The sequence below is a fragment of the Flavobacterium sp. HNIBRBA15423 genome (genome assembly GCF_052655965.1).
In genome coordinates this window covers 395,820-408,040 of the sequence record NZ_CP199751.1, presented here as the reverse complement: position 1 = coordinate 408,040, position 12,221 = coordinate 395,820, and the positions used below count along the sequence as shown (strand labels likewise).

The window sequence follows — 12,221 nt, the reverse complement described above, 5'->3', positions numbered from 1 at the left end:
CAATTAATTATAATTATTCTTTATCAATTTTATTAGTTAAAGGAAAAGAGGGCTTCATGAGCTCATAAAAAAGGAAAACAAATACAAATAAATATTCTAAGAAAACAATAAAAAGATTCTCTTTGAAAGGTACTTGACTATAAACAAAATAGCTTAAAACTACTGTAAAAGTCCAAGTAACAATAAATCTATATTTTGTAAAAATTGCAATAATTAATAGATTAGTTATATACCAAGGGTGTACAGTTGTAGCCAATAAAAAGTAAATAGTAAGAGCAAACAAACTATTTACAAAAAAATGCTTAAGAGTTTTATTGCTTTTTAAAAGCGAATAAAAAAGAATAACTAAAATTGAGAAAACAGGTGTAATTTTTCCAATAGTACCTATTGTATTATATCCTTTGATCCAATACCCAATTTCTCTAAATATATAATAAAAACTCGCGTTAAATTCAAAATTCACAAACCACAGAGAAATCGTTTCGGAATAGTTATGAATTAAGGTTTCTGAAATAAAAGGCAAAAAAAGAATAAGATTAATTAATATAACTATTGCATAAAAAGCAACACTCTTTTTAAAACCTAGCATTTGATAAAAAAAAGGTAATAACAATAAAGGCAACAACTTAGTTGATATAGATAAAGCAATAAATAGAGCACTCACTAACCATTTGTTTTTAAAGAAAAAATATATTCCTAAAACAAAGAACAACAACATTACTCCTTCGAAATGAGCATTTCCTACGAGTTCAACTATAACTAAAGGATTTAAAAAATATAAAAAAATACACTTAGTATCCAAATTTAAAAAATATAGTATTTTTTTTCCAAAATGGTAAATTCCAATGTCTGAAAAAAGAATAATTATCTTAAAAATAAAGGATGAAAAAAAAATAGATTTAGGTGAAAATATAGCTGCAATACTAAAAACAAACTGATTAACTGGAGGATAATTTGAAAAATGAGAAGCGCTTAAATCTCCCATTCCTTTATATAATTCTTGAGATTGAAACATCGTTATATTTTCAATCAAATCATTTGGTCGAAATAAATAAGGATTAATTCCTGAAAGGACTAATCTTCCATCCCAAATGAAACGATAAAAATCTTGTGACCAAAAAGGCAAACAAAACAATAATAATACTCTAAAAATTACCCCAAACGTAAATAATTTCTTTTCGGAAAGAAATTGTGAAGAATAAAAAAAATAAAAAGCTATAAAAGCAAGGGAATAAAAGAGAAATAAAAAAGAGAAATTTTCTCTTACTACAAAATAACCTAAATTGACATAAGCCACAATAGATAAAACAACAAGATAAGTATCTTTATATTTTATAGAAGACAAATTCAATTTTAGGTTGATTTAAATGATTTTACAAAAACATATCCATAACCAATTAGCAACATTAAATGAAAAGGTAACAATCCAAAATCATTTAACATATACCCACTATAAATACCAAATAGAAAGTACAAAACTAATAAACCTTCTACAATAGTGTTTTTAGAAATCTTGTGAGATATATAAACATTTTCTTTCCATTTTTCTTTTAATGATTCTATATTAAATTTTGGAGTTCTTACAAATTCACTTTTTTTACCTATTAACCCTTCTAAAACAGCTATTGTATTCTGAAAAGAAAACCCCATAGCAATAGTATAAAAAGTAAAAAACATTCTAATATATCTAAAGAAACTACTAATTCCTCCTCCATTAATTTTCTTATAGGTAAACCAATAACAGATAAAGAAGATAATTGATGTAACTACAAAAAATGCAACAATATTGAACAAAATTTTTAAATGTGGAAATTCATTTTTAATATACAACGCTGGAACACTTAAAATAGCCATTGCAAAAATGCATAAAAACATAGAGCTATTTAAAAGATGTAATAAGCCATGCAATTTTGTCTTTGTTTTAATATTATGAGCTTCAATTACTCTTTTTGACATTTTTTTAAAATTCTCTGCTCCTCCTTTATTCCATCTAAACTGTTGAGAACGAGCTGCACTTAAAACCACAGGAAGTTCTGCTGGAGTTTCAATATCTTCCAAATAAACAAATTGCCAATCTTTTAATTGGGCTCTATAACTTAAATCTAAATCTTCCGTTAGAGTATCACTTTCCCAATTTCCTGCATCTATAATACAAGATTTTCTCCAAACACCAGCTGTACCATTAAAATTAATAAAATGTTCTTTTGAATTACGTCCTACTTGTTCTAATGTAAAATGAGCATCTAGAGCAAAAGCCTGAATTTTTGTCAATAAAGAAAAGTTCCTGTTTATATGTCCCCATCGTGTTTGAACCACACCCACTTTTTCATCTTTAAAATAAGGAATGGTTTGCAAAAGCCAATCTGTTTTTGGAACGAAATCTGCATCAAAAATTACTATAAACTCTCCCTTTGCCGTTTTTAAACCTTCCTTTAGCGCACCAGCTTTAAAACCTACTCTATTTTCTCTTCTTATATGTTGAATATCTATTCCATTTTTTGCAATACTATCAATTATCTGTTTTGTTTCTATAACAGAATCATCAATTGAATCATCTAAAACTTGAATTTGAAGTTTTTCTTGTGGATATTCTAATTTTGAAATAGTTTGCAACAGTCTTTCTATTACATATTTTTCATTAAAAACAGGAAGCTGAATAGTCACAAAAGGAATTTCAGAAGCATTTTTAAAGTCAAATTTCTCTCTCTTTTGAACTTGCTTTTTACTTTTTAAATAGTTTAAAAGCAAATTAAATTGGGCCAAACTATAGAAGAAAATCAATACTATTGATAAGCTATAAAAAAATAAAATTATGTAAGAAAGTATAAGATATGTCATTATTTTTTTAAACTATATTTAAGTATCCAACCTATGATTTTTATTCCTGCCATTATGGTTCCTTTCACTGTTCCAGATACTTTTGAAACGCCAATTCTGTTTTTATAATGAACTGGTATTTCTATATATGTAAGATTTTGCTTTAAAGCCTTTAATTGCATTTCTACTGTCCAGCCATAGGTCTTATCTTCCATTTGTAAAGCTAATAATTTTTGATATTTAATAGCTCTAAAAGGTCCTAAATCGGAAAACTTAGCGTTAAAGAAAACTTTCATTAAAAAAGTTGCCAACCAATTACCAAAAATTTGTTGAGGAGTCATCGCTCCTTTTTCTCGAAACTTCTCTACTCTTGCTCCTATTACAAAATCGATATCTTGATTTAGAATAGGTTCTATTATTCTTAATAATTCTTCTGGATAATCAGAATAATCCCCGTCTAAGAAAACAATAATGTGTGGTTTTTCATTTTGTTCACTTATATAATCTAATCCTTTTAAACAAGCATATCCATAGCCTTTCCTAGATTCAAATAGAACAGTTGCTCCTGCATTTTTAGAAACTAATGCCGTTTTATCATTAGAATTATTATCGACTATAATAATTTCAGAAACAATACTGGGAATTTCACTTATTACATTAACAATCGCTTTCTCTTCATTAAAAGCAGGAATAACTACCTTTATTATTGGTTGTATCATAAAAATAGAAACGGATTATCTTTTTTGAAAGCTGCTACACTTTCCCATTGATTTATTTTTTCATTCATAAAGTATTCTTCAGCACGTATGATCTTATTTTTTTCATAGACAATGGTGAATCCATTTAATTTATTATTTTTAAATTCACTTTTTTTACTAACTTTTCCTTTACTATTATAAAAAATCCACCATTTTACTTTTTGATTTTCATTAAAATGTCCTTCTTCTTTTTTTGTGCCATTATCATTATAAAAAAACCAATAATCAACTTTTTGGTTATTTTCCACCCAGCCTTCTTCTTTTAAATTACCATTTTCATAATAATTTTTAACATAAGACTTTTGTCCAAAAGTAAAAGGTATTGTTGCCAAAAAAAAGTATAGTATAACAATTTTATTCATATTCTTTTTTAAATTATCCAAAAAAAATAAACTTATAAATTAATATACGTTGAAATAGCATTCTTGGATTTTTAAGTTATTTATGATTGATTAAATCCAGTAAATTTACATCATTACCTAATAAAATTTCGTTAGGATTAATTCTTCCCTTTTCTGATGTATTTTCCAATTTCAACACACCTCTAGGACATACAGCAGCGCAAATTCCACATCCTACACAAGACGCTCTCACAATATTTTCTCCTTTTTGTGCATAAGCTCTCACGTCTATTCCTTGCTCACAGTAAGTAGAACAGTTTCCACATGAAATACATTGCCCACCATTTGTTGTAATTCTAAATCTGGATTTAAAGCGTTGTATTATACCCATATAAGCTGCTAAAGGACAGCCAAAACGACACCAAGAACGGTTTCCAAGAATAGGATAAAATCCAGTGCCAATTACTCCTGCAAAAATAGAACCTATAAGAAATCCGTAAATTTCATTTATTTTGTAAGCGTTAATTCCAAATAATGAATTATCTCCTATTTTTAAAGGATTATAAACAATATTATAAGTATTATAACCTACCACAATAGTCATAATAATAGCAAAAACTAAAATGGGATAAATCGTCCATCTTTCGATTTTCCAAGCTATTAATCTTTTGTCTGATAATTGTCTATATGGATCGCCTAATGTTTCTGCTAAACCACCACAACCACAAACCCAAGAACAATACCAACGTTTACCATACAAATAAACCATTACTGGAACAATAATCAAACTTAAAACTATTCCCCAAACAAACATAAACTTGCCCAAATGACCTGCTTCTAAATGTTTTTTTACGTTCCAATCTGTTACAAAATTATAATCTAGTGGCCAAGCATTTTTTAAATCTACACCTGGTAAATCAAATAAAGGTAAAATTTCAACTAGTAAAAAAGCAAAAATGATTTGGAAGAACAAAACGCTTGCTGTTCGTACAATTTGATAGCTATTGTGTCTATATTTGATGAACATTCGTATTCCCATAACTAGCATAGATACACAATATAAAACTCCATAAAGAAACCATTGGGAAGCTTTTGCTCCTTCTTTAAATAAAGATTTTAAAGGGTCTACAATATTCGTCCAATTAACAATGTAGTAGGGATAAAAATATAATAAGATGTAAAAAGAAACTAAGAATACAAATACAAATAGTGCTACCCAACCTCTATTCGTGGCTTCAGACAAATAAATACCATTATTTTTAATTCCTGCAATAGGTTCAAGAAACAATCCTGTAATAATAAATAATAACGAACCAATAACTCCTAAACCAAAAGTTAAAAATAAGTATAGTATCTTATTTTCTTTTAATGACCCAGTAATTGATGATTTTGCAATATCAAATTTGGTATACTTATTATCATCCAACAAGAACTCTTGTGCATTATTTCTATTTATATCTGCTATTTTATTATTGAAATCATTTTTAAAATCAGCTACTTTTTCATATTTTTTAGCTGACGAATACATCCAATTTGTAGCTTCATCAACTAGTCTTACTTTATCGGAATTATTTTGGAAAACAGATTCTAATACAGTCTTTGAATAATTTACCTTATTATCTGTTATAGACTTAGAAAATATTTGATTAATTTCAGCTTTAGAAAGTCCTTTTTCAGTCTCAATATCCGAAGTTATTTTTGTATTATATGTTTCTAATAATGCAGTTATTTCGTTATTAAAAGAAAATGGATTTTCGATTTCTTTATTTAAAATTTCTCTTTCTTTTGCTACATTCGTAAAAGTTGCAATAACTCTTTCGGGCTTACCTGAAAATTTTTCTTTAATAACATTTTCGGTTAAAGAATAACTACCAATGCCTAAAGTTGCAATAAAAATAAATACCGATGCAACAAAAACAACTAAGCCTATAAATCGTAAAGTTTTTAATTTTTTCATCTTAAGCTTTTAAAGTTTGCAATTCTTTTTTAAATTGATTTACAATCTCTTTTTCATAATGAGTATAAAATTCAGGGTCAAAATTGGCTTGCTTTAAGTTTTCCACTACAAAGTCTACACTTTCCTTATCACTTAAAACTTTATTAAAGAACTCATGACGCATTCTTATTCCAAAAGTATTTATTCCTAAAAATTCATTAGTTCTCTTATGGTAAGAAATACGGATAGCTATTTTTCCGGATTTATGTTCCCAATAAAATTGGTTCTCGTAATCTTTTGGTTTTGCCCAAACCCAACCATAGGTTTGATATTCTATATCCAGAAATTTAGCTGAATTAAACCAGTGTCCAGGATTGTATTGCATTTTGTTTCCACATATTGTTTGTGCTAAAACTTCACCCATCATTCTACCTGTATACCAAACTGCTTCAATATTTTTTCTATATCCTATAGCTTCATGTTGTTCTGCGCAATCTCCAATTGCATATATATTTGGAATGTTTGTTTCCAAAAATCGATTTACTAATACACCTCGATTAGTTTCAATTCCTGAATCTCTTAGAAAATCTATATTAGGTGAAACTCCCACGGTTAAACCAACTATATTACATTCTATTATTTCACCTGCTTCTGTTATAACAGCTTTTGCTCTTCCATTTTCATCTGAAACAATTTCTTTTAAATTAGTATCTAATCGCAAATCTATATGATGTTCTAAGATATGTTTTCCAATTAATTTTGCTTCTCCTTCTGGTAAAACTCCACCCCAAAAATGAGCTTCTCTCACTAAAAATGTAACTGGAATATTTCTAGTGATTAACATTTCGGCTAATTCTATTCCTATTAAACCTCCTCCAACAATAACTGCTCGCTTTGCGTCTTTTGAAAGATTTTCCAATTCCTCTAAGTCGTTTTTATGATACAAACCTAAAACACCTTTTAAATCTTGACCTGACCAACCAAATTTATTTGATTTAGAACCTGTTGCAATAACTAGTTTATCATATTTTAGAATAGAATTATCATTCATAAGTAAAATAGTATCAGTTGGAATAACTTTTTCTACTTTCTTAAATACTAAGTTTATTTTGTTTTTTTTCCAAAAATGATTTTCATAAGGTTGGGTATGTTCAAATTTCATGTGTCCCATATAAACATACATTAAAGCAGTTCTTGAAAAAAAATATTCTGTCTCTGCTGAAACTATAGTAATCTTTTTATCTGAATTTTTACGAATATGCCTAGCGAGTGTGACACCTGAAATTCCATTACCAATTATAACAATATGTTCCATACAAAAAATTTAACAGGGTAAAAATAAAGTATTAAGTTACTAATTAAAGTTAGAAATCTTACTTTTATTTAAAAAACCACTCTTAACTTAAATTAAATGATTGACTAATTTGACAAGAATATATTCCTTTTTTTAAGATATTTCAATAAAAATAATATCTTACAATGATGTAGCCTTTACCATAAATATTATATATATGAAAAGATTATCTTATTTACTTTTTTTGCTTTTTGCCTTTTGTTCTTCACAAGAAAGCAAAATAAACGGAATTAGTTTTGTTGCATCTAATAAATTAACTAGCCAAGAAGAAGTTAATCCTGTTTTAGAAACAAATGCAAATTGGGTTACCTTAATGCCTTTTGCTTTTATGAAAACTTTAAATGATACGGCTCTTTTTTATAATTCTAAAAGACAATGGATAGGTGAACGAAAAGAAGGAATAGATAATGCTAGTACTATTTTTCATTCCAATAATATAAAAGTAATGTTAAAACCTCAAATCTGGATTCCAAAAGGTTTTACTGGTCATATCGAAATGAAAACGGAAAAAGAATGGCAACAATTTGAAGCTAATTATGAGAAATTCATGCTGTTTTATGCTGAATTAGCTCAAAATGAAAACATAGAATTACTTTGCATCGGCACAGAGCTAAACTCATTTGTAAAAAACAGAACTCCATTTTGGAATCAATTAATTGAGAAAATAAGAAAAATTTATAAAGGCAAATTAACTTATGCTGAAAACTGGGACACTTTCCAATCTGTTCCTTTTTTTAAAAAATTAGATTATATAGGTATTGATGCTTATTTTCCATTGGTAAACGAACAAACTCCTTCTATTTCACTATTAGAAGAAAAATGGACAACTCATAAAAAGAATATTGAAATTTTTTCAAAAAAGTTGGATAAAAAAGTATTATTCACAGAATATGGTTATCAAAGCATGGATTATACTACTCATGAACCTTGGAATTTTTCTCAAGAAAAATCGGTTAATTTAGAAGCACAATCAATTGCTTTACAAGCATTGTACAATCAATTTTGGGAAGAAGATTGGTTTGCTGGAGGCTTTTTATGGAAATGGTTTGAAAATCATGCAGATGTAGGCGGATTGAATGACCATGATTATACTGTTCAAAACAAACCTTCTCTAGATATAGTAAAAGAAGTTTATAAAAAAAAGTGACGCTTTTTTAGGAATAATACTGTTCTAAAAAGTATGTAAGTTACAAATAATGAGGTTTTCCTTTTTATAGTTACTAGCTATCATCTCAATCTAAGATTTAGAACATAATGATAAAATCATTTCTCTACTCATTTAAACTCCAATTATAATCTAAATACTGTACTTTAGCTTCTTCGCTAATTTTTGTTTCCGAATATTTATTTAAAAAATCAATAACTGAAGTGTTTGCAGTTTTAAAGTCTTTGGAAAACCAATTAAAAATTTCAGATATTTTAATATCCTTTTCTGTAATTACATTCTTTGAAGAATCATTAATGAATTTTTTAGTAACTTCTGTAAGCTGTTTATCAATGGTATTCGAAATATAAGCCTGATTTGCTAAATTTGGACATGAATAAGAGGCACAGTTAATTGCAAAATGTATTCTTGGTTCGTTCATTTTTCTTAAAATTTCATGTTCTACTTGTTCCAAACTGTAGCTTACTCCTTCTAATTCAAAAAACTTTTTCCCCCAAGGATTAGCAATGTTCTTTATACTTTTTGTAGGATAATTGTCTACAATTAATTTTATAGTAAATGCATTATATACATTTATCCAATAGGCTAATTTTGCATTTTTAGACCAATTAGCATCAGGAATTTTAGCAGATAACATATTTAAATAAGATTCTAGCAAAATCTTGTCCTTAAGAAATCCTTTATAATTTACGTTACCTAAACTTGAAACATTTTTTCTTAATAATGCATTCCATTGTGAATGGTCAACATCATTAACCTCAACTTTTTTCTCAATAACATCCTCCACTGCTTCGGATTCTTTTATTGTTTTTTGTGTTACAATATCTATCTCTACTGTTTGATTTTTATCTATTCCTTCATTTTTAGAATTTACTAAATCTTCTTTTTTAGCATCTATATTTTTTACATCTTCAGAATTATCCGCTTTTGTGTCACCCTCTATTTTTTCAGTGGTTTCAATTTGCTTACTTATTGAATCTAATTCATTTGTATCAACACTAATAGATTCATCCGTTTTATTGAAACGACATGAAGTAACCATAACTAGTAATAAGGACAGAAAAAATAATTGCTTCATTTTTTTATTTTTTGAACGGATATAGTTCTTGATTAATAAAATTATTTGGAAAACTTTGAATATCTTCAAAACCCAACTCGATATCTTTTCCGTCATTTGGTATATAATTACTCTTAAATAAATAATCCCATAAACTTAATGAAATACCAAAATTTGCTCCATATTTTCTAGGCATTTCTTTACTGTGATGCCAAATATGCATTTTAGGATTATTTAAAATATATTTTAATGGTCCGTAATCCCAACCAATATTAGCATGATTTAAATGACCAATTGTAATGGAAATAAAATGAACAATAAATACATCTTTGATTGAAAAACCACCTATTAATGCCAAAGGAATATAAAGTAATGTTTTATAAACTACAGGTTCCATCCAGTGATAACGTAAATGCGCAGCAAAACCCATTTCGGTAACTGAATGATGTACTTTATGAAAGTTCCAAAAAAACTCAAAACGGTGCAACAATCGATGTGTATTCCATTGAACAAAATCTGACACAATAAAAAATATGAATAATGACAATCCTTTTGGTAACTTAGATAAATCTACAAGTTGTATTGATGTTAATTGTAATCCAAAAAGAGATAAAAAATCATTAAACAATTGTGCAGTTACATTATTCATTGCAATTAGAATTATCATGTTAAGCAAGAAAAAATTGAAAAACATGTAAAAAGTATCTAACCAAAAGCCTTTTCTAAAAACAGGTTGATTTTTTCTCCAAGGAAATAAAATTTCTAAAACGAAGACTATTAAAGAAATAATAATCAAACCGTAAAAAAAGTTCTCTATATGTAGTGTAGTTAGTTCATTTTTCAGATAGTTAAAATAACCTGAATAGGAATTAACAATTATTTCTTTGTATTTATTCATTCATTTACAATTTTGTATAAACTCCAATATTTATAGTTGGTGCTAAAGGAGCATTATCTATCCCAAAAGCCCCAAAAACTGAAAAATTAGCTCCAAATTTATCTTGTATAAATTCGTAATTAGTTTTAATTCCAAAAGCATTATAGGCTTGCCTGTCTAAGTGAGATGTCCACTGAATATTATCATTAAAATAAGCATCTTCTTTTGTTACAGGGTTTCTAGTATCTAAAACTAGCATTAAATGACCTTTTGGAATTACATTATAACCTATTTCAATTGTAGCTTTTAGATAATCGGAATAATCATTATCCATATAAGCATAGCCAATGTTTCCAAAATAATACCATTTATTATAGCTTGTACCAATACTAATGTAAGGCAAAAAAGTAGAAGCATTAATGCCTGTAGAGCTTACTTCTAATGTTGCCTCTTTTTTTATTGAATTTGCCGAAAACAATAAACCCGAACTTATTTTCCAATTTTTATCTGATATTTTATATTTTAAACCTAAAGTTACATTTCCTATACCAGAAATACTTTCTGAGATACCTTCATCCTTATAGTTAGCCAATTTATAAGGCAAAATAAGTTGGGCTTCTAATTTAGAAGTAATTCCATATTCAGAATAAATTTGTATTGTTACATCTGAATAGTCACCAATATTTTCGATTTTTTCTCCATTAAATTGAACTGCATCATAGGATAAACTTGTTAATCCAAGTTGAACGTATGCTTTTCCTTTTTCTCTTGTCCAAGGGCTTTGTGCATTGCTTAATTGAAACCCAAATGTCCAAATAATAAATAAAATAGCTGTTTTTTTCATTTTTTTGTTTTTGAATTTGGTAAAAGTAATATACAACAAAAAAACAAAAAGTTAGCTGTAAAACATAAATAGACAAAATGTACTAAATATTGCATTTAATTTCTAACAACAACCGCCTCCGTTGTAATGAAAAGTACTTTCGCTAATAAAAATATCGTTTCTATTTAAGCTAGCAATTGCTTTTGCAGTTTTATCACAAATAGCTAAAGGTTGATTTTTCATTAACACATGACCCTTTTTATCATCAAAATAATCTTCTTTCCCATAATAAATAGCTGTTTTTCCTGTAAAAACACAAGGTCCATCAAGTGGCATTGGATCTTTTATCGCACATACTTCAATACTTTCAATATAGATTAACTCTTCTGTAGGATAATTTTCTGTATCTAAGATGCGATATGGACGACGTCCTCGAATTTCAATAGTTCCAAAACCAACATCAGTTAAAGCTTTTATATAATCGGCAATTGGAATACTTCCACTTAAACATAATGCTCTCAAGTGATTATCATTTCGCAATGTTTCATTCATTTCTTGTTCACAAGTAGGATCACTCATTACTAATCGTCCATAAGGTTTTAAAACGCGATACATTTCTTGTAATGCTTTTTTTAAATCTTCTGCTTTAAAGATATTGAACAAACAATTTTGAGCGGCTACATCTATGCTTTCATCTTCAATAGGTAAATTAAGCGCATCTCCTTTTTTTAATTCTACAAATTCGCTTTTAAACCAATCATTTTGTTTTTCTGCAATTTTAAAATTTTTGCGTGACGCATCTAACATTTCGTCAACTACATCTACTCCTATAACGCCACCTTTTTGACGAGAGAAATAGGCAAATTGTAATAATTCCATTCCACCACCAACACCCACGTATAAAACTTTAGGATTATTGATTAAATCTTGAGCAGAAATAGTGCTTCCACATCCATAATTCATTTCTTGCATAATCATTGGAATTTCAAGACCAGGGAATTTCCAAATAGGTGTAGTTGTGCAGCACAATCCAACATCTGGAATTAAAGCTGCGTTTTTGTATAAGTCGTTAGTTGCATTTAAGTAACTCATT

General features: G+C 27.8%; 11 protein-coding genes. 1 reads left to right on the top strand and 10 read right to left on the bottom strand.

Features of this window, described 5'->3' with window-relative positions:
- Positions 1-13 precede the first annotated feature (13 nt).
- The 6 genes from mptB to ACULEV_RS01725 form a co-directional block, all read right to left on the bottom strand.
- Positions 14-1,345, bottom strand: a complete 1,332-nt coding sequence (gene mptB, locus ACULEV_RS01750; RefSeq protein WP_445456967.1) for a polyprenol phosphomannose-dependent alpha 1,6 mannosyltransferase MptB — start codon at positions 1,343-1,345, stop codon at positions 14-16.
- A gap of 8 nt (positions 1,346-1,353) precedes the next feature.
- Positions 1,354-2,838 carry a cellulose synthase family protein gene (locus tag ACULEV_RS01745; protein ID WP_445456966.1) on the bottom strand — a complete coding sequence of 495 codons (1,485 nt, stop codon included), beginning with the start codon at positions 2,836-2,838 and terminating at the stop codon, positions 1,354-1,356.
- Positions 2,838-3,536 (bottom strand): glycosyltransferase family 2 protein, encoded by a 699-nt coding sequence (locus ACULEV_RS01740; RefSeq protein WP_445456965.1) that lies wholly within the window; start codon positions 3,534-3,536, stop codon positions 2,838-2,840. The genes ACULEV_RS01745 and ACULEV_RS01740 overlap by 1 nt, the downstream gene beginning before the upstream one ends.
- Positions 3,533-3,937, bottom strand: a complete 405-nt coding sequence (locus ACULEV_RS01735; RefSeq protein ID WP_445456964.1) for a toxin-antitoxin system YwqK family antitoxin — start codon at positions 3,935-3,937, stop codon at positions 3,533-3,535. The genes ACULEV_RS01740 and ACULEV_RS01735 overlap by 4 nt, the downstream gene beginning before the upstream one ends.
- Before the next feature lie 76 nt (positions 3,938-4,013).
- Positions 4,014-5,873, bottom strand: coding sequence for a 4Fe-4S binding protein (locus tag ACULEV_RS01730; RefSeq protein WP_445456963.1), 1,860 nt, complete (start codon positions 5,871-5,873; stop codon positions 4,014-4,016).
- 1 nt (position 5,874) lies between these two features.
- A complete protein-coding gene (locus ACULEV_RS01725) occupies positions 5,875-7,167 on the bottom strand; it encodes an NAD(P)/FAD-dependent oxidoreductase (protein WP_445456962.1) in 1,293 nt (430 codons plus the stop codon).
- A gap of 196 nt (positions 7,168-7,363) precedes the next feature.
- On the opposite strand from ACULEV_RS01725, the gene ACULEV_RS01720 reads away from it, so the two are divergent.
- Positions 7,364-8,353 carry a glycoside hydrolase family 113 gene (locus ACULEV_RS01720; protein WP_445456961.1) on the top strand — a complete coding sequence of 330 codons (990 nt, stop codon included), beginning with the start codon at positions 7,364-7,366 and terminating at the stop codon, positions 8,351-8,353.
- A gap of 124 nt (positions 8,354-8,477) precedes the next feature.
- Here ACULEV_RS01720 and ACULEV_RS01715 read toward each other — a convergent pair whose 3' ends face one another.
- The 4 genes from ACULEV_RS01715 to arsM all read right to left on the bottom strand — a co-directional run bounded on the left by ACULEV_RS01715 (position 8,478) and on the right by arsM (position 12,220).
- A complete protein-coding gene (locus tag ACULEV_RS01715) occupies positions 8,478-9,449 on the bottom strand; it encodes a DUF547 domain-containing protein (protein ID WP_445456960.1) in 972 nt (323 codons plus the stop codon).
- A gap of 4 nt (positions 9,450-9,453) precedes the next feature.
- The gene (locus ACULEV_RS01710; RefSeq protein WP_445456959.1) at positions 9,454-10,326 is read right to left on the bottom strand and encodes a sterol desaturase family protein; all 873 of its coding nucleotides are present in this window, start codon (positions 10,324-10,326) and stop codon (positions 9,454-9,456) included.
- 4 nt (positions 10,327-10,330) lie between these two features.
- Complete coding sequence (locus ACULEV_RS01705; RefSeq protein ID WP_445456958.1) at positions 10,331-11,149, bottom strand: hypothetical protein; 819 nt, start codon at positions 11,147-11,149, stop codon at positions 10,331-10,333.
- 102 nt (positions 11,150-11,251) lie between these two features.
- A complete protein-coding gene (gene arsM, locus ACULEV_RS01700; RefSeq protein WP_445456957.1) occupies positions 11,252-12,220 on the bottom strand; it encodes an arsenosugar biosynthesis arsenite methyltransferase ArsM in 969 nt (322 codons plus the stop codon).
- Position 12,221 lies beyond the last annotated feature (1 nt).